19 protein-coding genes and 1 tRNA gene are annotated in these 21,019 nt (G+C 50.7%); 7 read left to right on the plus strand and 13 right to left on the minus strand.

What is annotated here, in order from left to right:
* Window positions 1-29: 29 nt before the first annotated feature.
* From HZB62_11190 to HZB62_11235, 10 genes are all read right to left on the minus strand, one after another.
* Window positions 30-2,111, minus strand: coding sequence for a sodium-translocating pyrophosphatase (locus HZB62_11190; GenBank protein MBI5075712.1), 2,082 nt, complete (start codon window positions 2,109-2,111; stop codon window positions 30-32).
* 128 nt (window positions 2,112-2,239) lie between these two features.
* Entirely contained in the window at window positions 2,240-2,680 is a 441-nt protein-coding gene (locus HZB62_11195) for a CBS domain-containing protein (protein ID MBI5075713.1), read from the minus strand.
* Between the two features lie 36 nt (window positions 2,681-2,716).
* Window positions 2,717-3,889 (minus strand): quinone-interacting membrane-bound oxidoreductase complex subunit QmoC, encoded by a 1,173-nt coding sequence (gene qmoC / locus HZB62_11200; protein ID MBI5075714.1) that lies wholly within the window; start codon window positions 3,887-3,889, stop codon window positions 2,717-2,719.
* 91 nt (window positions 3,890-3,980) lie between these two features.
* Entirely contained in the window at window positions 3,981-6,206 is a 2,226-nt protein-coding gene (locus HZB62_11205) for an FAD-dependent oxidoreductase (GenBank protein ID MBI5075715.1), read from the minus strand.
* 9 nt (window positions 6,207-6,215) lie between these two features.
* Window positions 6,216-7,469, minus strand: coding sequence for a CoB--CoM heterodisulfide reductase iron-sulfur subunit A family protein (locus HZB62_11210; GenBank protein ID MBI5075716.1), 1,254 nt, complete (start codon window positions 7,467-7,469; stop codon window positions 6,216-6,218).
* A 147-nt stretch (window positions 7,470-7,616) separates the two neighbouring features.
* The gene (locus tag HZB62_11215; GenBank protein ID MBI5075717.1) at window positions 7,617-9,620 is read right to left on the minus strand and encodes an adenylyl-sulfate reductase subunit alpha; all 2,004 of its coding nucleotides are present in this window, start codon (window positions 9,618-9,620) and stop codon (window positions 7,617-7,619) included.
* Between the two features lie 13 nt (window positions 9,621-9,633).
* Complete coding sequence (aprB, locus tag HZB62_11220) at window positions 9,634-10,053, minus strand: adenylyl-sulfate reductase subunit beta (GenBank protein MBI5075718.1); 420 nt, start codon at window positions 10,051-10,053, stop codon at window positions 9,634-9,636.
* 187 nt (window positions 10,054-10,240) lie between these two features.
* Window positions 10,241-11,434, minus strand: coding sequence for a sulfate adenylyltransferase (sat, locus tag HZB62_11225; GenBank protein MBI5075719.1), 1,194 nt, complete (start codon window positions 11,432-11,434; stop codon window positions 10,241-10,243).
* A gap of 53 nt (window positions 11,435-11,487) precedes the next feature.
* Window positions 11,488-12,138 carry an adenylate kinase gene (locus HZB62_11230; GenBank protein ID MBI5075720.1) on the minus strand — a complete coding sequence of 217 codons (651 nt, stop codon included), beginning with the start codon at window positions 12,136-12,138 and terminating at the stop codon, window positions 11,488-11,490.
* Between the two features lie 215 nt (window positions 12,139-12,353).
* Window positions 12,354-12,947 (minus strand): XTP/dITP diphosphatase, encoded by a 594-nt coding sequence (locus tag HZB62_11235; protein MBI5075721.1) that lies wholly within the window; start codon window positions 12,945-12,947, stop codon window positions 12,354-12,356.
* A gap of 87 nt (window positions 12,948-13,034) precedes the next feature.
* Here HZB62_11235 and HZB62_11240 point away from each other — a divergent pair, with 87 nt between their 5' ends.
* From HZB62_11240 to HZB62_11270, 7 genes are all read left to right on the plus strand, one after another.
* Window positions 13,035-13,439 carry an RDD family protein gene (locus HZB62_11240; GenBank protein MBI5075722.1) on the plus strand — a complete coding sequence of 135 codons (405 nt, stop codon included), beginning with the start codon at window positions 13,035-13,037 and terminating at the stop codon, window positions 13,437-13,439.
* Window positions 13,440-13,483: 44 nt separating this feature from the next.
* The gene (locus HZB62_11245; GenBank protein ID MBI5075723.1) at window positions 13,484-14,491 is read left to right on the plus strand and encodes a rod shape-determining protein; all 1,008 of its coding nucleotides are present in this window, start codon (window positions 13,484-13,486) and stop codon (window positions 14,489-14,491) included.
* A gap of 13 nt (window positions 14,492-14,504) precedes the next feature.
* The gene (mreC, locus tag HZB62_11250; GenBank protein MBI5075724.1) at window positions 14,505-15,284 is read left to right on the plus strand and encodes a rod shape-determining protein MreC; all 780 of its coding nucleotides are present in this window, start codon (window positions 14,505-14,507) and stop codon (window positions 15,282-15,284) included.
* Window positions 15,281-15,736, plus strand: coding sequence for a rod shape-determining protein MreD (mreD, locus tag HZB62_11255; protein ID MBI5075725.1), 456 nt, complete (start codon window positions 15,281-15,283; stop codon window positions 15,734-15,736). The genes mreC and mreD overlap by 4 nt, the downstream gene beginning before the upstream one ends.
* Window positions 15,726-17,507, plus strand: a complete 1,782-nt coding sequence (mrdA, locus tag HZB62_11260) for a penicillin-binding protein 2 (GenBank protein MBI5075726.1) — start codon at window positions 15,726-15,728, stop codon at window positions 17,505-17,507. The genes mreD and mrdA overlap by 11 nt, the downstream gene beginning before the upstream one ends.
* Window positions 17,494-18,615 (plus strand): rod shape-determining protein RodA, encoded by a 1,122-nt coding sequence (gene rodA, locus HZB62_11265; GenBank protein MBI5075727.1) that lies wholly within the window; start codon window positions 17,494-17,496, stop codon window positions 18,613-18,615. The genes mrdA and rodA overlap by 14 nt, the downstream gene beginning before the upstream one ends.
* A gap of 66 nt (window positions 18,616-18,681) precedes the next feature.
* Window positions 18,682-18,757 (plus strand) — tRNA-Met (locus HZB62_11270).
* Between the two features lie 91 nt (window positions 18,758-18,848).
* On the opposite strand, the gene HZB62_11275 is transcribed toward HZB62_11270, so the two are convergent.
* The 3 genes from HZB62_11275 to HZB62_11285 form a co-directional block, all read right to left on the minus strand.
* On the minus strand, window positions 18,849-19,475 hold the full coding sequence (locus tag HZB62_11275) for a hypothetical protein (protein MBI5075728.1): 627 nt from the start codon (window positions 19,473-19,475) through the stop codon (window positions 18,849-18,851).
* Window positions 19,476-19,717: 242 nt separating this feature from the next.
* Entirely contained in the window at window positions 19,718-20,203 is a 486-nt protein-coding gene (locus HZB62_11280; GenBank protein ID MBI5075729.1) for a hypothetical protein, read from the minus strand.
* Between the two features lie 127 nt (window positions 20,204-20,330).
* Window positions 20,331-21,017 (minus strand): hypothetical protein, encoded by a 687-nt coding sequence (locus HZB62_11285; protein MBI5075730.1) that lies wholly within the window; start codon window positions 21,015-21,017, stop codon window positions 20,331-20,333.
* Window positions 21,018-21,019 lie beyond the last annotated feature (2 nt).

Genomic DNA, 21,019 nt, shown 5'->3' on the forward strand with positions numbered 1-21,019 from the left:
GCCTCTTTTGATATTGTTCTAAACTGCTATTACAGCATCGGTACGATCAGAAGCGCTACGATGTTGATAACCTTGATCATCGGGTTGATCGCAGGTCCTGCAGTATCCTTGTAAGGATCTCCGACCGTGTCACCGGTAACAGAGGCCTTGTGACCATCGCTGCCCTTCTTGTGGACGACACCCTTGGAGTCAGTGACGCCGTCTTCAAAGGCCTTCTTGGCATTGTCCCATGCACCGCCGCCGCTTGTCATGGCAATGGCCTGGAACAGTCCGGTCAGGATGCTGCCGATAAGAACGCCGCCGAGTGCCTCTTTACCAAGAAGCAGTCCAACTGCGATAGGCGCTACAACCGGGATTAGTGCAGGAACCATCATCTGCTTGATGGCTGACTGGGTAACGATATCAACGCACTTGCCATATTCAGGCTTTGCCTTGTATTCCATAATGCCCGGTATCTCCCTGAACTGTCTCCTGACTTCATCAACAATGCTGCCTGCTGCCTTGCCGACCGCTTCCATAAGCAGTGAGCCGTAATAATAGGGAAGAAGACCGCCGATGAAAAGACCGGCCAGAACCATCGGGTTCGACAGGTCAAAGAGAACGGGAGAAGAGAAAGACCGTGAGTATTCAGCAAAGAGAACAAGTGCAGCAAGTCCTGCCGAGCCGATAGCATAACCCTTGGTAACAGCCTTTGTAGTGTTGCCGACTGCGTCAAGCGGATCGGTTATATTACGGATCTCTTCAGGCAGTCCAGACATCTCTGCGATGCCGCCCGCATTATCCGTGATCGGACCGTATGAGTCGATGGCAACAACAATACCGGTCATCGAAAGCATCGAAACCGCTGAAAGGGCAATAGCGAAGAGACCGCCGGTCATATCAGGGTTGGCTGCAAATCCTCCGCCCAAGTGATATGCACCAAGGATGGAAGCAACGATAACCAGAACTGGGGCTGCGGTTGACTTCATGCTGACCGCAAGACCTGCGATGACGTTCGTGCCATGACCGGTCAGGCTTGCCTGTGCAATGTGCTTAACAGGGGCATACTCTTTGGCAGTGAAATACTCAGTTATGACAACGATCAGTCCTGTCAGTGCAAGGCCGATCAGCGACATAAGAAAGACGTTCATCTGGGTAAAAGACGGATGTGCGGCCATTGAAACAGCATCAACACCCTTCAGAAATTCACCAGTAACTATATAGAAGGTTATTGCAGCAAGAATACCTGCAACAGCCAGCCCCTTGTAAAGAGCACCCATAATGTAGTTGCTCTTGCCGAGCCTTACTGCAAATGTGCCGATAATGGAAGCAATAATCGATATTCCGCCCAACATCATCGGGAATTCAACCCATGGGCTTTCGGCGCCAAAGACAGTCTTGGCAAGAAGCATTGCGGCCACAAGAGTAACCGTGTAGGTTTCATAAAGGTCGGCAGCCATGCCTGCACAGTCGCCAACGTTGTCACCAACGTTGTCTGCGATAACTGCAGGGTTCCGGGGATCATCTTCAGGGATTCCTGCCTCGACTTTTCCGACAAGGTCAGCGCCAACGTCAGCAGCCTTTGTATAGATACCGCCTGCAATACGGGCAAACACGCTCATAAGCGAGCAGCCGAAGCCAAGGCCGATCAATGCATGGAAGGCCTGTTCAGGAGCAGCCTGCTTTGCAATGAAATAAAAGCCCGCAAGTCCTATGATACCTGTACCAACAACCATAACGCCGGTAACCGAGCCGCCCTTGAAGGCAAGGCCCAGTGCAGCCTGAAGGCCCTTGCTGGCAGCCGCTGTAGTGCGGACGTTTGCACGGACCGTGACCCACATGCCGACAAAGCCCGCAAATGCAGAGCCGACCGTTCCAATTATGAAACCGATCGCTGCCCACATGCCGAGCTGCGGTATGGCGGCAATAGCAATAACGAGAACAACAGCAACCATGGCAACCGTTTTATATTCGCGTGCAAGAAAGGCATATGCACCCTCTTTCACGGCGTTTGAAATTTCCTGCATCTTGGCATTCCCTGCGTCCTGCTTTGAGACCCACATTGCGGTCATGACTGCGTATATAACGCCTAATACGCCGCAACCTAAAGCAAATAAAATAGTCGAACTCATTAAAACTCCTCCTTTGATTTGGGGTTTAGTATCTGGTGTTTCGAAAATCGTGTTAGTATTTACAATCCAAGCGAATAATGCAAATTATAAATATTTATGAAAAAGCAAGAAAATCTTATTAGTAAAATTTATCCAGGGTATTTGTCAGATATATAGTCTTTTAGATAATGGTTCTCTGCCCTGAGATCCGATACCTGGGCCTTTACCACATCTCTGATGGACAGCATGGCAACGATCTTCGTATTTTCGACAATGGGCAGATGCCTGATCCTGTTTTTGATCATAATAGTTGTTACATAACAGAGATCGTCTTCGATCTCGCAGATGATGAGGTTCGTGGTCATGACCTCGCTCACCTTTATGTCCTTGAAAAGGATATTTCCCTTTCTGGTCCAGGACTTCAGCACATCTCTTTCTGTAAACATCCCGACCGGCTTTTCGTTATCAACAACGATCAGCGCTCCTACCTCGTTCTCCACCATCTGGTAGATCGCATCTGCGACCGACTTGTCCCTGTCAATCGAGATGATGTTCGAATTAATCGGCCCTAAAATCTGCTTTACCATCATAGCGCTTTACCTGCCCTTTCGTTTGGACGTTTAAGTCTATTTAACCTCTCTGCCCGAATATTTTGCAAATACCAGGGCAGTTGTCCTGTATACCATATGAGCCATCTTTGAAAAAGGCGCATACGCAAAAAGGAAGAAGACCGAAACAAGGTGGATAAAATAGACCGGATAAGCGACCATGCGGACGTGCACCAGTCTCAGGACTTCAGACAAAATACCGGTCACGACAATGGACGTTATCACGCTGATAAAGAGCCAGTCATAATAGCTGCCTGAACCGGCTTTTTCCGCGTTCTTCCGCCTGTTGGTAATCACCTGAAGGATGCCTGCAAGCAGAAGCACGGCACTTACGTTGCCGACAATCTTCATCGGGTCATACAGCGGGTAGGGTGATTCACCAAAGTTCAGCCAGAACGTTCTCTGGATATGGAAAAACTCATGACCGTACAGATAGGCGATCGCCCAGGTCGTTGTTATGGCCAGACCGACAAAACCGAAGAATACGAACATGTGGGTCTTTGATCTGTCATTCGTCACATCGCATTTTTCAAACCGTTTATGGGTCATGAATTCAAATACCGTTTCAAGGATCATGGCGATCATCGGGCCCTTCACCTTTTTCTGCCAGGGGTTTGAACTCACCTCGATATTTTTTGTGAGATCCTTCCAGTATCTTGTCACTCCCATGAAGAATCCAAAGGCGGCGAAAAGCGCTGCTGCACTGAAAATAACATCAATGTACGGCACCTTCATAAATTTCTCGGCATACACGATCTCGCCTTCAGGAAAGAAGGAGTTTCCCTGTATCATGATCGCTGCAATAAAGATAATGACCGGAACAGCGAGGAGACCGAGCAGTGCCTTTGGACTGCCGACAGCTTTTGCAAGGAAACCCGGCGTGGCATAATGCTCTATGCTCAGCTTTCTGATCGCGCCTAATACTTCGCCGGGTTTCGCACCTCTCGGGCAGTACGCAGTGCAGTCGCTGCACTGGTGGCAGAGCCAGACGTCGGGGTTGCTGATGAGGCGGTCCTTAAGCCCCCACTGCGCATGGATCATCTCTTTTCTGGGAAATGGATTATCTTCCGGAGTAACATTGCATACTACGGAGCAGGTTGCGCACTGGAAGCACTTTTTTACTGACTCACCGCCTGCGGCAATGATATCGTTTATGAAATTGACATCAGGTTTAATGATCTGCTCTGCCATATATTTCTTCCTCCTGTAAATACGTTAGGTTGAGGCTTAGGTCGAGGTCGAGTTTTTCTCAGCCTTAACCTTAACCTGTAGTCTCTGTCTTTTAGAAGCCCTTGAACGGATTAGGGCCTACTTCGTCGATCCTCTTCATAAAATCATCGATCATTGCAGGCAGTTTATCATAGTCGGAAATCGACACCTGCATGAGCTGGCACCGGTCTGCCTCAAGCTGCAGTTTGCTGAGCGTCTCCTGGAGTTTGCTGAAGCGATAATTTGCAAGTTCGCTGCCTTTGACGAAATGGCACTGATAGTTCTCGCCGTATTTACAGCCAAGAAGGATCATGCCGTCAATGCCTTTTGAAAGGGCGTCTGTTACCCAGACAAGGTTTGTGGAACCCAGACACCTGACCGGGACGATCCTCACGGCCGGATGGAGCTTCATCTTCTTTATGGCTGCGCTGTCGAGCGCGGGGTACGCATCGTTCTCACATGCCAGAACAATGACCCGGTACCCTTCATCAGGGACATCGATACCTTTTATCATGGATCCGACAATATCAACGCTAAAGTCCTTGAAGGATACGATCCTTTCAGGGCAGGCTCCCATGCAGGTACCGCAGCGCCTGCAGCGGTTGAGCCTGTAGAACGGAATACCCTTTTCATCCTCGTCAATGGCGCCAAAAGGACACTCTTCAGTGCACCGCTTGCATGCCGTACACTTTATCAGCATGGGATCAGGATACGTAGTATCCCATGCCCTTGGGTGAACAGCCATGCCTTTTGCCACATGCTCAACGCACTGGATTGCCTTAAGCGCAGCGCCTGCAGCATCATCAGCAGCGTCTGACATGGTCATCGGCTGCTTAACACATCCCGCAGTATAGATACCTGTTCTTCTGGTCTCATACTGGAAGCAGATGAAGTTTGAATCTGCAAAACCATAGGCTCCTTCAAGTGTCGGAATTTCCGGGCCCTGGCGATAGTTAAGGTTCAATATCGAATCAGGCTTCGGCGTTTCCTCAAGAAAAGCTTTTTTTGCATCATCACCCTTCTTGCCTGCTTCAGTAAGTCCGTCAAAATATTCCTGGGTGGCCCTGGTTGCAGGCACAATACCGGTTGCCAGCACGACGAGGTCAGCCTCAACCTTTATTTTTTCGCCAAGGAGCGTATTCTCTGCCTCAACATAGAGGTTGCCGTTTCCGGCATCTGTGATTGCCGTGACATCGCCTTTGGTCAGGAGCACACCGGGGTCATTCTGCATATTCTTATAGAAGAGCTCGGTCTGGCCAGGGGTTCTGATATCCTTATAGAAGATCATGGCAACAGCATCGCTGCTCTTTTCCCGTACATATTTTGCCTGCTTGAGAGACGTGCCGCAGCAGAAGGAGGAACAGTAGGGCAGATGGTTTGCATCCCGGGACCCCGCACACTGAATAAAAGCTACGTTCTTGGCCTCTTTGCCGTCAGAAGGCCTGACAATCTTGCCTTTCTTTGCAATCTCTTCCATCTGTACGTTGGTGATAACGTTCGGATGGCCGTATCCCAGATGTCCAAGCTTTGTCGCATCATACGGCTTCCAGCCTGCTGCCATGACAAATGCGCCGACCTTGATCGTCTGGCTGGTACCGTTCGTGTTCAACGTCACATCAAAGAGGCCGGGCTGGCCGTCCGTGTTTTCCACTATTGTTGACTTATATATCGTAACGTCAGGGTGTGCTTCCACTTCCCTGATCTTGTCGAAGATCCTCGGCTCATCAAGTTTTTCATAGGGATAGACTCGCGGCGTTTCCTTGTAAAGCTTTGCTGACCAGCCTCCGAGCTCTGCCTCTTTTTCTACGAGAATGACCTTGTATCCGGCATTGGCAGCCTCAAGTGCCGAGGTGATACCGGTAATGCCGCCACCGACGACCATGATCGTATTGCTCAGGTCCTCAAGAATGTTCGGCGTCGGCATATCGCCCTTCTGCACCTTGATAACGCCCATCTTCATGTAGTCTTCGGCAACCGCCTGCGTGTCTTCGTTCTGCGGTTCCATGGTCCAGGCAATAAACTCTCTGAGATTCACCCGTTCTGTGATCGTGCCGGGGAAGTCGAACTCCTCGAACTTTACGCGGGGGGAGCAGGCACCAACCACAACGCAGTTCGTCCCTTCCTTGATGTCATTCTTTATCATTTCAAGACCGGCCGGGCTGCAGAGTATCTCGTGGTCTTTGATCGCATCAGCAGCAACCTTCGCGCCGCCGGCTGTGGCCTTTTTCAGGTCATCCACATTAATAGCCTCTCCAATGCCGCAGCCTTTACAGATATAAACGCCGAATTTCTTTTCCATTATATAATCCTACCTCCTTGCGCTCTGAATGCTTTTGATAGCAACTCCTGTTGCATCCTGCACTGACCGGGCAACGTCAACAGGACTTTTGAGAGTCCCGACCGCGTATATGCCCCTTTTCAGCGAAGCTGCTGCAACAAAACCATCAGGCGTGTATGAGATGTCACCCGGTATCTTTGCCGTCTTGGTCGAGGGGACCATGCCTGCTGCAAGCACAACCATATCGAACTTTACTTTTATCTTTTTACCCGCCATGATATCCTCAGCCTCGACGATCACATCCTTTGTCTCAGGATCTTCTGTGATTCTCGCAACCTTTCCTTTTGTAAAAGAGACATTCGGATCCTCCTTCACCTTCCAGTAGAACTGCTCGTATCTTCCCGGCGTTCTCAGGTCAATGTAGAAGATGCTGGCCTTGGAATCCTTATATTGCTCCCTGAGGTAGGTTGCCTGTTTCATGGATGCCATGCAACAGATATAGGAACAATACGGCAGATGGTTCTCGTCCCGCGAGCCTGCACACTGCACAAAAGCTATGTTCTTGGCCGGCTTGTTATCTGAAGGCCGGAGGATCTTTCCGCCCGTCGGGCCATTCGGTGATGCAAGCCTCTCCATCTGCATGTTCGATATGACGTTTGCCACCTTGCCTCCGCCGAGGTTGTCGAGCTTGGAGATATCATAGATATCCCAGCCGGTAGCCATTACTATGGAGCCGACATTTACATTGAGGGTCTGGGGCTTCATAGCCAGGTCTATTGCATCATACTTGCAGGCCTCGGCGCATTTGCCGCATGATGACCCTTTGCAATTCTTGCCATCAATGGCATAAAGGAACGGGAATGCCTGATTATGCGTTATGTAAGCTGCCTTTGTCTGATTCAGACCAAAGTTAAAATCATTGGACATTTCTACCGGGCAGGCCTCAGCGCAGGCATTGCATCCGACACATTTGTCGTTAACAAACCGCGGGCTCAGCTTGATCGTAACATCATAGTTGCCTTCCTGGCCTGAGATCTTCTCGACCTCAGCAAGCGTATAAAAGGTAATGTCACCGCTGTTCTTGATCCTCTTATAATTCATTTCAAGGCCGCAGTTCGGAGGGCAGAGCTTTGGAAAGTATTTGTTCAGCTGCGTGACCTTTCCGCCAAAGAACGGGGACTTCTCTACGATAATGACCTCGAAACCGGCCTCAGCAGTCTCAACTGCTGCTGTCAGGCCGCTAAAGCCTCCGCCGATCACCAGGACTTTCTTATGTTCTGCCATATCTATCCTCCTTGAGGCAGTAATTCTCCACTGTTTCTCGAAAACTGCAGATTGCAATGAACAAGATTATAGTTGCGCACTGGAATATGCAGTTTTAATTGATAGAAAAAATTGGGGAGGGCATTGCCCTCCCCAAACAGTCTTTAACTAAGGATACATCTGCACATAGGGAACCTTCTTGAATTCCCATGTGTTGGCCTCGCTGTTGTACTTTGAGTTCGTAAAGCACTTCCAGTTTACGTCGTCGATCTTGTTGAAGTCGCCTCTATAGTAGTAGCCAGGATACCTGGACTCTTCCCTGAAGAGGATATGCCTTGCGTGTGCCTCTACCGACAGGATTCTGTGGTAGTTTTCGAAGCACCTGAGAAGTTCATGGAGGTCTTTTGCCGCCATCTTGGCTGCGTCCTCTTTCAGCATCTCGAGCTTTGCAAGACCTGCTTCAAGCATCGTCCTTGAGGTCATATACCAGGTTGCTACGCCGCCAAAATACTCGTCAGCAATCTTCTGAAGTCTCAGCTGCAGTGATTTTGGTCCGATGTAGTTCGGATTGATCGTAGGATCTGTGGTGTATGTCTTGTACTTCTCATACATCTCAAACGGCAGATACAGTTCAGCAGCAATCTCGTCGAGGCTCAGCTTCGGAGAAGGCTTGTAGTCAGCATGGTCCATTATATACTGAAGTGCTGACTTGGCTGCTATCCTGCCCTCTGCATGAGAACCGGAGGAGAACTTGTGGCCTGATGCGCCGACAACGTCGCCAGCCATGAAGAGGCCGGGAACGGTGGACATCCTGTTGTAACCCCAGCTGTAGTGCTCAGGGGTGCCCGGCAGATCGCCAGGGCCGCTTACCCAGAAGCCTGCGCAGCCTGCATGCGAACCAAGGAGATAAGGCTCGGTAGGCATGATCTCTGAAGGGGTCTTGTCAGGCTCGGTGTTGGTAGCTGCCCAGATGGACGCCTGACCGATAGCCATATCAAGGAAGTCTTCCCAAGCTTCTGCCTCGAGGTGCTTCATCTTCTTGGCGCCTTCTTTTTCACCAAGCTTCTCTTTAAATGCCGCACCCAGCTCAGCCATGGCCGTATGGGTGTTCATCAGGATGGGGCCCTTGCCGTCCTTCATGGCTCTCATCATCAGATGATTTCTGATCGCGGTGCCCATACCCTTTGCGTAGTCTCCGTATCTTGCTACTGCATCATCAAAATATTCCTTGTTTGTGCAATAGTCTTCACCAAAGCTGTCTGTAGCCTTTGCCTTGAAGAAGAGGAACCATGCGCCTACAGGACCATAACCGTCCTTGAATCTTGCAGGCACGAACCTGTTTTCCATGAGTGAGAGCTCAGCACCTGCCTGCATACCGAATGCATAGCCTGAGCCTGCGCTGAATACGGGGTACCATGTTCTTCCCATACCCTCGCCGACAGACCTCGGCCTGAAGCAGTTAACAGCTCCAGCGGTCGCACAGATCATTGCCTTCGCCTTGAAGGAGTAGATCTTGTTCTCTCTGGTGCTGAAGCCGATGGCAGCAGCAACGTTCTTGCCGTTGGTATCCATAACAGCCTTAACGATGAATACTCTTTCAAAATGGTTCTGGTCCATGCCGGTCTTTTCGCGGTTGGTCGCAAGGGCCTTCTTGGCAGCCTCTGCCACGATTACCTTGTAAGACTCACCGTTGATCATGATCTGCCACTTGCCGGACCTGACCGGTGTTCCGCCATCCTTAAGGCTGGCCTTGCCGGCATCCCTTGCCTGGAAGCCGTCGAGCGAGAAACCGTCATCGCCTTTCTTCCAGATAGGGAGTCCCCACTCTTCAAAGAGCTGAACAGAATTGTCGACGTGTCTGCCAAGATCGAATACAAGATCTTCCCTGATGATGCCCATGAGGTCGTTTCTGACGTATTTGACATAGTCAGCGACCTGGTTTTCGCCCACGTATGTGTTGATAGCCGACAGACCCATAGCGACTGCGCCGCTTCTGTCTGTTGCTGCCTTATCGACCATGACCACCTTCAAGCCTTTTTCATTTGCCCAGCGGGCGCCTTCAAAAGCTGCACCGCATCCTGCCATACCGCCGCCCATGATCAGGAGATCGCACTCGACCTCGGTGACTGCAGGCTTCTGACAGTATGAAAATGTACACGTTTCTTTTTCCATTTATATAGTCCTCCTATTCTGTTCTTGCAGGCCCATTGAAGAACCCGGGCTTGTTGAGATTCGCAAAATCCGGTGCCGGCTTGCCTGCATACGGATCGACTGAACCTTCTGCGGTTGTTCTGATCGGGAATTTAAACCTCTTGAGTATTCCGTTTCTGAACTTGATCGTCCACATGATGGAGTCTGTGCCTCTCATCGGGACATTGCTGGAACCGAGGGGAACAAAATCTGAATAACCCCTGGTCTCGATCGCCTGCTGCGGGCAGATCTTTACACAGTTAAAACACTCCCAGCACTGCTCCGGCTCCTGGTTGTACGCCTTCATCAGTGTCCTGTCAAGGGCCATCAGGTCATGAGGGCAGATATACTGGCAGGCGGTCCTGTCCTGCGCCTTGCAACCGTCACACTTCTCAGTAATAACAAAACTTGGCATTGCTTGATCCTCCTGTAAAATTTTTGAGACTTATATTGAGCCTGAAAAACAGGCTTTGCAAACCGAACCGGGTTCCACCCCCTCTCACCATAATTGGGGCTTTGAATTCTGAATGGGGCTTGACTGATTTGTCAACCCCCATTCCATAACCCCTTACAATTTATGCGCCTTCTGACTGAGCATGAACTTATTTTTCAAGGCTCTGATAATACTTGATCAGAATTTCAGCCACTTCAGGACGTGAGAATTCTTTAGGTGGTGCAATACCATTACCTAACATTTCACGAACCTTTGTTCCTGACAGCAGGACAAAGTCCTCTTTTTTATGATCAGGCGCTTCACACATCATGACAACCTTGTTAAGTTTCTTTGAGTAAGCAGTGTGGTCTGCCTTGAATATCTCAATTTTAAGTGCACCAGCAGGCACCTCATTATCAAAGATAGTCTGGGCATCGAATGCTCCGTAGTGATCTCCTACACCGGCATGGTCACGGCCCACGATGAAGTGAGTTGCACCCATATTCTGGCGGAAAATTGCATGCAGAACGCCCTCTTTCGGTCCTGCATACAGCATATCAAAGCCATAGCCGGTCACCATTGCGCTGTTTTTCGGGAAGTACAGCTCGACCATCTTGCGGATAGCGGCATCGCGCACAGGAGCCGGGATATCGCCCTTCTTCAGCCTGCCCAGCAGCATATGGATCACGAGACCGTCGCAGCCGAGGCGGTCCATCGCCATGTGGCAGAGCTCTTCATGGGCCAGATGCATCGGATTTCTGGTCTGGAATGCAACAACCTTCTTCCATCCGCGCTCCTTGATCTCGTCGCGTATCTCGACTGCGGTGCGGAAGGTGTCCGGGAACTCGGCCTGGAAGTACGAAAAGTTCAGCACCTGGATCGGACCGGAAAGCAGGACCTTGCCCTGGGCCTTGAATGCGTCAACCCCCGGGTGCGCCTCTTTGTCGCTGGGGCGGTACACACTCTTACAGATCATCTCGACGTCCGCATCGCTGAACTCTTCCACTGCCTTGACATCCATGACCGCTAGCACAGGATTGCCTTCGACATTGGGGTCTTTCAGAGCAATGCGGTCGCCTGCCTTGATAGAACCTGCATTCTGCACCAGGTTCAGGACAGGCACGGGCCAGAAGAGGCCGGACGCAGTCTTCATGTTGTTTGCAACAGACAGGGCATCAGCCTTGTTCATGTATCCGGTGAGCGGGTTAAAATACCCGGAACCCATCATAACGGCATTAGCTGCCGTTGCGGAACTTACAACAATTGAAGCAAGGCCTTTTGCTTCCTTCTGCAGGGCCTCGTTCTTCTCTGAGTCATAGACAAACAGCGGATTCAGTTCGTCAGAACCATGGGGCTTGATCAAAGACATTTGCACTTCCTCCTGTTCAGGTTATAGATATTGATACGGTAAATACGCTATTTCAGGTTCAGGGCATTACAGACCTTGACGAAGATCTCGTCAATCGTGCCTGTGCCGCCATCAACTGATTTAAGGATGCCCTTTTTGCCGTAGTAGTCTATCAGCGGAGCTGTCTGGGCAGTGTACACATCAAGTCTCTTCTTGATCGTCTCTTCCTTGTCATCATCCCTCTGGAAGAGCTCGCCGCCGCACTTGTCGCAGGTACCCTCTTTTTTCGGCGCGCCAAAATATACATTGTACATCTGGCCGCAGGCCTTGCAGGTCCTCCTGCCGGTGAGCCTCTTCATCAGATTCTCAAGGGGAACATCAACACTGAGCGCTGCCGTAAGCGACATGTTCAGTTTTCCCAACATTGCATCAAGGGCCTCTGCCTGCTTCGTATTCCTCGGGAAACCGTCCAGGATATACCCGTTCTTGCAGTCATCCTGCTTGATCCTCTCCTCCACCATGCCCAGAACAACACTGTCAGGCACGAGTTCTCCCCTGTCCATTACAGCCTTTGCTTCCTTGCCAAGCGCTGTTCCTGCAGCAACAGCTGCGCGTAACAGGTCGCCTGTAGATATTTGCGGCACAGCGTGCTTCTCTATGATCTTCTTTGCCTGCGTTCCTTTACCGGCTCCAGGCGCTCCAAGCAGTACTAACCTCATGCAGCCTCCTCATGAATTAACTGTATTTGCATCCAGAAAAACCACAACCGCGTGTAGACCTACTACAGACAGCAGTTTAAACCTTTTGAAACCCTATAACTATATAGGCCGGCATTTTTGTTAGTCAAATTCATATTTTTGATACGCAGATAAGAATTATTTATTTTCAGCTCTCAATAAGAAAGGGGCTACTGTATAAAGGTCTCTGGTGGCTGTTATAGGATTGATTTTAGATATGCATGAAGCTTCTTCATTGCCCTTCCTCTGTGGCTCAGCGCATCCTTCTCAAGGTCGGTCATCTCGGCAAAAGTCCTGTCATGCCCTGCAGGGTAAAACAGAGGGTCGTATCCGAACCCATTATAACCTTTCGGCTTCTCAGCGATCCTGCCGCTGACATATCCGGTAAACGTCCTGCATTTCCCATCAGGGAGGGCAAATACCATACAGCAGACAAATCTGGCCTTTCGGTCCTTCTGGTCTGTTACAGTTCTCATTTCCCTGAGTATTTTCCTGACATTTTTCCTGTCATCCGCATTTTCTCCGGCATACCGGGCAGAAAAAACCCCGGGGGCATTGTCCAGGGCTCTCACCTCAAGGCCTGAATCATCAGCAAGGGCCGGACAGCCGGTATAGCGTGCTACGGCAAGGGCCTTCTTCCTGGCATTTGCCCGGAATGTCTGCCCGTCCTCATCGACCTCGGGACATCCGGGAAAGGCATCGAGGGTCTTAAACGTGATCTTATGGCCGGGAAACATCCTTTTCATCTCCTCGACCTTTTTTCTGTTCCTGGTTGCAAGCACGATATTCATACGAAGTTATCTCCTTCCTGGATTGAGAGAGCATGCTATTCTATGTTAATTATTGAAAAATATTAAAGGGTTTTGTTAGTATTCCCAATGTCCGAGGAACCGAGAAGGGCTGGGCTCCTTCTGAGAGCAGCCGCAAAAATCCTTGATTTTATTCTCATTGCAGCAGTAATCGAAATTATACCAAGGGCCGGTTTTCTTGCCGGTTTGGCCTATCTTCTTTTAGGAGATGGTCTGTTCGACGGCAGAAGCCTTGGGAAAAAACTGATCCGGCTGAAGGTGGTTTCCCCAGACACCCTGCAGCCCTGCACCTTCAGGGAGTCTCTGCTCAGAAACAGCACACTTGGTCTGGGATATGTCTTATGGCTTGTGCCATGGATCGGATGGATCGTTCTTCCTGTGATAGCTGCAGTGGAGTTTATTCTGATCCTCGGCAATAAAGAGAGCAGGCGCCTGGGCGATGAGATCGCCGGGACAACCGTAATCGAACGTTAATTCTACTTTGAGGAGCTGACATGTTTTTTCATAATATACTTGGAATGTTTTCAAACGACCTTGCCATTGATCTGGGTACCGCAAACACCCTGGTGTACGTAAAAGGACGGGGTATCGTCTGCGACGAACCTTCTGTTGTCGTTATCAGAAAAGACAACCGGAAGACCATCGCAGTAGGGGCAGAGGCAAAGAAGATGCTGGGCAAGACCCCTGCGAATATTATGGCGATCAGACCCATGAAAGACGGTGTTATTGCCGACTTTGACGCCACCGGCGAAATGCTGAAATACTTCATCAAGAAGGTTCACAACAGACGGAGTTTTGTCTCGCCGAGAGTTATCATCGGCGTTCCATCAGGCATTACACAGGTCGAACAGCGGGCTGTCAAGGATGCGGCAGAGGCATCAGGAGCCCGTGAGGTTTACCTGATCGAAGAACCGATGGCCGCAGCTATCGGCGTCGGCCTTCCCGTGGGAGAGCCATCCGGGAACATGATCGTTGATATCGGCGGAGGCACGACTGACGTAGCGGTCATCTCTTTGGACGGCGTCGTGTACAGCAAGGCTGTCCGCGTGGGCGGCGACAAGATGGACGAAGCGATCATGGCTTACATAAAACGTAGATACAACCTCATGATAGGCGAAACAACGACCGAGCAGATCAAGATCAATATCGGTTCTGCATTCGGTTCCGGTGGTCCTGATAAACGGGTCATGGATATCAAGGGCAGAGACCTGATCTCGGGCATTCCAAAGACGATCACCATAAATGAAGATGAGATCCGTGAAGCACTATCTGAGCCGACGAACATTATCCTCGATACCATCAAGGCAGCGCTTGAGAATACGCCGCCTGAACTTGCGGCCGACATCGTGGACAGAGGCATTGTTCTTGCCGGCGGCGGAGCGCTTTTGAGAGGGCTTGATATGCTGATCAAACAGGAGACGAACCTTCCGGTCATTGTGGCCGAGAATGCGCTCACCGCAGTTGTGCAGGGGGTCGGCAAGATGCTCGACGAGCTGGAACTGCTCAGAAGAATTGCAATAAACTGATCTCGACAATGTAATGTTCAGAAAAAAGGCAGTTCTTTTCTTTATCATTGTCATTATCCTTTTTTCTTTCATGACCTACCAGAGCAGAAAAGGATATTCCCTTATGGACAATCCTGCGTCCTTTCTCCTCAATGGAGCCTCTTCTGCCATATCCGCTGTTCTTGAGACACTGAAGCGCCCTTTCCAGATGATCGCGGTCAGGGACGAGGACAACAGAGCGCTGCAGAAAAAAGTGGACGAGCTCATGCTCGAACGTATGAGATACCAGGAAGCCCTCCTGGAGAATAAGCGTCTGAAGGACCTGCTCAAGCTTAAAGAAGACCATAAGGATACCATCGCTTCAGCCAGGATCATCGGCAGAGGCACGAGCCACTGGACGCATACCTTTATTCTTGACAAGGGTATGCAGGACGGCATAACAAAAGACTCGACCGCCATCACGCCAAAAGGCCTTGCCGGCAAGATATTCAATGTCTCTGATTCGTTCTCGAGTGTCCTGCTCCTTACGGACATCAACTTTGCAGCAGCGGTCAGGCTGCAGGAAAGCAGAAAAGAGGCGATTCTGTCCGGAACCGGAACCGGCAAGACCATCCTGAAATATCTGCCGCCGGAACATGAAGTAAAAGAGGGAGAGATCGTGGTCACCTCAGGGCTGGATCTGCTCTTTCCTCCGGGCATCCCGGCAGGATATGTATCAAAGGTCAACAGGCAGGGTGCCGGCCAGTTTCAATATATCGAGGTTATTCCCTTTGTCGACAACGCAAGCATAGAAGAAGTGCTTATCATAAAATGAACTACCTGCTCTGGGCATTGATCTTTTTCATCGCATTTCTGCTTCAGGCAAAGATCTCTCTGCTCTCTGTGGCGCCGAATATCACAGCCCTTCTCGCGTACTACGCCGGCATAAAATACGGCCAGAACAGAGGGGTGATCTTCGGGCTGCTGATCGGCGCGATCGAAGACAGCCTCTCATCGCCTATTCTCGGCCCGAACATGCTGGGCAAGAGCCTGGTGGGTTTTCTCTCCTCTTTTTTCATTTCCGGCGGGATCTTTGTATGGACGCCTCTGTTGGGCATGCTCGGCATTGCCCTTTTCACCGTTATCGACAACTCGGTCGTCTTCCTTTCGCTCAGCATTTTTGACAAACCTCCGACAGACCCGGGATCTGCCCTGTTCATAACCATCATGCAGGCTCTCCTGAACTCGGCAGCAGGCATGTTCATAAAACCGGCCCATGCAGACTGAAAAGTCAGGCACAGAAAAGATCATACTCATCAGCTACCTGCTCATTGCAGGGTTCGTGGTCGTTCTCCTCAGGCTTTGGCAGCTCCAGGTCCTGCAGGGAAATGAATTGCGAAAGATATCAGAATCGAACAGGCTGCGGGTCATCGGTGTGCCTGCGCCGCGTGGCATTATCTTTGACAGGAACAGGGTCCCCCTTGTAAAAAATACCCCCTATTTCTGCGCCTCCGTGATACCGCAGGAATTCAACAAAGGCAATATCACTGCCCTGTCAGGGCTGCTGAACGTCCCGGAACCTGAGCTGTATGACAGGATCATGCGTAAAGCTGCAAGCCCTTTTACGCCTGTCAGGGTAAAAGAAGGCCTCAGCTTCAGCGAGATCAGTGTTATCGAAGCCCGGCGATCTGATTTTCCGGGCCTTCTTGTCGAGGTCGAAACGAGCAGGGAGTATATGTATGGCAGCGTAGGTTCTCACCTGATCGGGTACCTCGGAAAACTGAATCCGGCCCAGGCAAACGATCCGAATTTCAAGGATGTCCCCCCTGAGGCCTTCATCGGGCAATGGGGAGTTGAGAAACTGTATGACAAAACCCTGCGTGGAACGGCAGGCCAGCGGATCATCGAGGTTGATGCTGTGGGCAGGGAGATACGGCTTCTTTATGAGACAGCGCCCATCAAGGGCTCTGACCTTGACCTGAGCATCGATATTGCCCTGCAGAGAGAGGCTGAGAAGGCTTTTGAAGGCAGGGCCGGCGCGCTCGTTGCCCTCAAGACCGATACGGGCGAGGTCCTGGGCCTCGTCAGTTCCCCCTCGTTCGATCCGAACCGGTTTGCAAAAGGCGTGAGCTACAACGACTGGAAAGACCTCATGGAGGATAAAAAGAAGCCCATGCTGAACAGGGCGATCCAGAGCCAGTATCCGCCGGGCTCCACATTCAAGATCCTGACCGCTATCGCTGCACTTGAAGAGGGCGCCATTGATACCGGCACAAAGGCCGACTGCAGGGGCGGGCTGAATTACGGGAAATGGCGGTTCGGCTGCTGGAAAAAAACAGGACACGGCGTTGTCTCCATTCATCGCGCCCTTGTTGAGTCCTGCGATGTCTTCTTCTATGAGACCGGAAAGCGTGTGGGTTTTGACAAGGTCCACGACTATGCACTGAAACTCGGCCTCGGCGCTGAGACCGGCATTGCTCTCGGCAGAGAGAGGAAGGGCCTGATTCCGAATTCCGACTGGAAGCTCGAAACGAAAAAGACAGCCTGGTTCCTTGGCGAGACCTTTATCAATTCAATTGGACAGGGCTATGTTTCAACGACCCCCTTACAGCTTGCGGTCATGATGAGCGCAGTTGCAAATGGAGGCTCTGTATACAAGCCGCTTATACTCAAGGACACGGTTCCGGAGCTTGTTCGAAACGCGGGGCTCAGGCAGGAAACCCTTGAGATTGTGCGGGATGCACTCAAAGGTGTTGTCAATGAGCCGGGAGGCACAGGGGCAGCTGCACGATCATCCATGGCAACCGTGGGCGGCAAGACAGGGACTGCCCAGGTCGTAGGCATCAGGAAGGACTCGAAATATCTCTCCGAAAAATTCCGGGACCACGCCTGGTTCGTCTCCTTTGCCCCTGTGGAAAAACCGGAGATCGCCATGTCGGTCTTTGTGGAGCATGGCGGCCACGGCGGCAGTGCAGCCGCACCTATTGCAAAAAAAGCTCTTGAGGCCTATCTCCTGCCTGAGGAAAAGAAGAAGGAACTGCTCAATGTTCAGAATTGACCGGCGTTTTATCCAGAACTTCGACTGGGTCACCTTCATTACCATCATCGCGATCTCATGTATCGGCATAATGACGATATTCAGCGCAACGCGGCAGCCGGGAGATGCGCCGCAGGCCTCATTTTATATAAAACAGATCGTATGGCTTATGATCAGTATCTGCGCGCTCATCGCAGTTGTCAGCTTTGACTATATCTGGCTGGGAAGGATCGCCCTGCCCCTGTACGTGATCGGTGTTCTGCTTCTGGTCCTGGTGCTTGTTTCCGGGAGAACCGGCATGGGTGCGCAGCGATGGCTCAGCTTCGGCTTCTTCTCATTTCAGCCCTCTGAATTCTTCAAGCTCATATTCATCATCATGCTGGCGAGCTATTACAGTCTGTCACGGGAAGCTCTGCAGGCCATCTCCCTCATGCGCGTCTTCTTTACGGTCGTGTTCCTGCCGTTCCTGCTCCTCTTCAAACAGCCTGACCTCGGCACTGCCATTGTCGTTTTTCTGATCTTTGCATCCGTTTCCCTTGCAAAAGGTTTCCAGAGAAAACTTCTGGTAACACTCGTGGTCATTGGGCTTGTGTCGCTTCCTTTTGTCGGCAATATCGCCTGGACAGGGTTGAAGGACTACCAGAAGAACCGCCTTATCGCGTTCATCGATCCCCAGGCTGACCCCACAGGCATCGGCTATCATATAAACCAGTCAAAGATCGCAATAGGATCAGGAGAGTTCTCGGGAAAAGGATATCTTAAAGGAACGCAGGGTCCGTTTCGGTTCCTGCCGGAAAAACATACTGACTTCATCTTTGCCGTGTTTGCAGAAGAATGGGGTTTTATGGGCTCGTTCTTTCTCCTGTTCCTCTACTTTATCCTGCTCGTGCGCGGCCTTGATACAGCAAGAAAGGCAAAAGACGATTTTGGAAGGCTGCTTGCGCTCGGCATCACCTTCATGTTCACGATCTATTTTTTCGTCAACATCGGTATGACCCTGGGTATCATGCCTGTTGTCGGTATCCCTCTGCCGTTCATGAGCTACGGAGGCACAGCCCTGCTTTCCAACTTCATCTCGGCAGGCGTTCTGATCAATATCAGGACGCGGCGCTTCAGCCTCTTTTATTAGACCGGTTGAATCTGGTATAATTTCAATCTTGCTGAAAGCCAACAGCTGTCAGCTATCAGCTTTCGCGGCGGTGTAGCTCAGGTGGTAGAGCATGCGACTCATATTCGCAGTGTCCGGGGTTCGAATCCCTGCACCGCCACCAACTTTCCCCATGACCAGCCCCATTGCATGGCCAAGATCCCTTTCACAAACATCGTTGCCCTTTGATCTCTTTTCCTTTTTTGCCCTGCTGCTTATAGTGGGGCTATATTGAAACTCATGGATCCCTCAAGCACGGTAAATTCTATCTGCACCCTGGTATAGCCGAGCGAAAAGGCAGCCGGAGCAGGTACAAAACCCCAGTTGATCTCATCGAGAAAGGCCTTCAATACTGGTGACGCAGAATCGACAACAATCTCATGCAATGTACGATCAGGCCCAAACGTTAAACTGACGACAGCAGTGCCGCCGAAGAATTCTCGTCTGTTCACCTTAAGCGCCTCGCCCAAGAGCTCATGTATTCTGGCCCCGGCCTTTTGCGCGAAGATTTTTTTATGGAGAATGATGAATTGATAATAGGCTTCCCGGCTGGTGAATCCCTCTCTCTGGATAGAAGGCTTTTCGGCATCTTCAGTCTTCGGACTGGCTGAGGGTTCGACTTTCTTTTCAGGCTCAGGGATATTTGTTGACTCTGTTATGAGATTGTTGACAGCCTGATCCAACAGGCTTATCCCTTCATCAGAGGGCGGGCTGGACTCCAGGGGCTGAACATATTCAGAATCGCTCAGCGTTGCGGACTGGTCTTTACTTTCTTTCATCGCGAGATCAACCGAGAGGATCTTCTGGACGTCCCCCAGGCGGCCCGTCGTATAATTCGACACTGCTATCATGAGCAGGAATAGAATTAGGTGAAAGAATAAAGAAGATATTATCGTTTCTTTTAGATTCATGACCATGCTGTTCTTCCGGATTTATTATAACCGATGATTGGCCGGTATCATGAACGTCCTGCGGGCAGTTTGATTTTCGACTCGTGGCTCATACATCGCCTGATACACTGAAGACTTGCTGCCGGGTCCTATTTATGAAGAGTGCAGACCTGCCCCGTTCCGGCGCCCCTTTCTCAGTCCTCTTCCCCAACAATGATCAGGGGCAGTCCGCAATCCTGGCATTCGCGGCTATCATGACCGATAGGGGACCCGCAGGCCGGGCATTTCCCTTTCCCGAACATCTCTTTTGCGATCCTCAGGTCTGGGTCCAGTTCCATAAGGTATTCTTCGATCGTCTGCTGAGACCTTTCGAGATCCTCCAGCGAGACCTTCAGCTGCACCGTATTACCGCAGCAGCCCTTCCTGCAGCCGGCATCGGAATGGAGCATGCACGGGATGCCGGCATCCAGGAGTACCGTCCTGAGTTCGCTCATCCAGCTCAAGTCACCTTCCATGACCTTCATCGAGTTATCAACAGCCGTCTCCTCTGTCCGCTCCCGTTCCTCCTGCGCCTTTGCTAATTCTTCAGGCAAAAGCAGGACCACACCGCAGTCCGCGCATTTCTCGATATGCGGCTGATACTCAGCCCCGCAGTCAGGGCACATTTTATTCAGGTTCATGGTTCACGACCGTCCTCATTATTTTCTCAAAAAATTAATTGCAGCTATTATATTTCATTGCACCGGTATCCGCCAATTACCGTCTGCAGATTCGGAGGCTGGAAGAACAGTTATCCCCTTCAGCGTTTCACCGATATATCACGATCTCTCCGGTTTCAGCATCCTGCGCAACTCTATCGCTTCTTCTTTTTTCGCCGGAGTATTGAAAATCATCCAGAGAATAGGCGACGATAGGTCTAAGACCTCTACCTGCATATTCCAGTGTCTTGAACAGATACCGGATAAATGAGCCTGAATAACGATATCGGCGGATACAGCCTTCAATATGTTTCTGAATCAGATCGTCAAGTCCTTGCCAGCATGATATCCTTGGGTGCTGTTCGATCCACTGATCGATAGTGAACCTGAGCAGCCTGACAAGATCCTCTTTGGCATCTGGATTTCCTGCCTGGGCAATTCGTACCAGGGCAATGCTGATGATGTCCCGAACTTCTCTATCCTGTTTATCCACCGGAGAGAGAAATGTATAAAGTTTGTCCTGATATTTTTTCAGGATAATTTCAACCGCTCTCTTATCCCGACAGGATCTTGATCGTCTGCCACGAGGCGAAGCAGTCCATTTTCGTTGAACTTTGCGGTCCAGGGCTCTGGTGATCCTGTCCCAATCTATGCCGCCTATTTCTGTTCTGATATTTTTCTGAATAAAACGGTAAACCTGCGGAGCATTGTGCAGTATCCAGGAACCATTAAACGTATGAGGCTGAATCGTTTTTAGAAGACTATTTATGACCTTTACTGCAGAGGCGAAATTCATGG

Source organism: Nitrospirota bacterium (assembly GCA_016214855.1).
In the GTDB taxonomy this organism is placed as follows: Bacteria; Nitrospirota; Thermodesulfovibrionia; order Thermodesulfovibrionales; family UBA6898; genus UBA6898.

Coding starts and splice junctions, on each gene's coding strand:
- HZB62_11240 (MBI5075722.1), top strand. CDS start 13,035: ATGTCCGAGGAACCGAGAAGGGCTGGGCTCCTTCTGAGAGCAGCCGCA.
- mreD (MBI5075725.1), top strand. CDS start 15,281: ATGAACTACCTGCTCTGGGCATTGATCTTTTTCATCGCATTTCTGCTT.
- rodA (MBI5075727.1), top strand. CDS start 17,494: ATGTTCAGAATTGACCGGCGTTTTATCCAGAACTTCGACTGGGTCACC.
- HZB62_11285 (MBI5075730.1), bottom strand. CDS start 21,017: ATGAATTTCGCCTCTGCAGTAAAGGTCATAAATAGTCTTCTAAAAACG.
- HZB62_11210 (MBI5075716.1), bottom strand. CDS start 7,469: ATGGCAGAACATAAGAAAGTCCTGGTGATCGGCGGAGGCTTTAGCGGC.
- HZB62_11190 (MBI5075712.1), bottom strand. CDS start 2,111: ATGAGTTCGACTATTTTATTTGCTTTAGGTTGCGGCGTATTAGGCGTT.
- qmoC (MBI5075714.1), bottom strand. CDS start 3,889: ATGGCAGAGCAGATCATTAAACCTGATGTCAATTTCATAAACGATATC.
- HZB62_11235 (MBI5075721.1), bottom strand. CDS start 12,947: ATGAATATCGTGCTTGCAACCAGGAACAGAAAAAAGGTCGAGGAGATG.
- aprB (MBI5075718.1), bottom strand. CDS start 10,053: ATGCCAAGTTTTGTTATTACTGAGAAGTGTGACGGTTGCAAGGCGCAG.
- mrdA (MBI5075726.1), top strand. CDS start 15,726: ATGCAGACTGAAAAGTCAGGCACAGAAAAGATCATACTCATCAGCTAC.
- mreC (MBI5075724.1), top strand. CDS start 14,505: ATGTTCAGAAAAAAGGCAGTTCTTTTCTTTATCATTGTCATTATCCTT.
- HZB62_11280 (MBI5075729.1), bottom strand. CDS start 20,203: ATGAACCTGAATAAAATGTGCCCTGACTGCGGGGCTGAGTATCAGCCG.
- HZB62_11205 (MBI5075715.1), bottom strand. CDS start 6,206: ATGGAAAAGAAATTCGGCGTTTATATCTGTAAAGGCTGCGGCATTGGA.
- HZB62_11215 (MBI5075717.1), bottom strand. CDS start 9,620: ATGGAAAAAGAAACGTGTACATTTTCATACTGTCAGAAGCCTGCAGTC.
- HZB62_11245 (MBI5075723.1), top strand. CDS start 13,484: ATGTTTTCAAACGACCTTGCCATTGATCTGGGTACCGCAAACACCCTG.
- HZB62_11195 (MBI5075713.1), bottom strand. CDS start 2,680: ATGATGGTAAAGCAGATTTTAGGGCCGATTAATTCGAACATCATCTCG.
- HZB62_11230 (MBI5075720.1), bottom strand. CDS start 12,138: ATGAGGTTAGTACTGCTTGGAGCGCCTGGAGCCGGTAAAGGAACGCAG.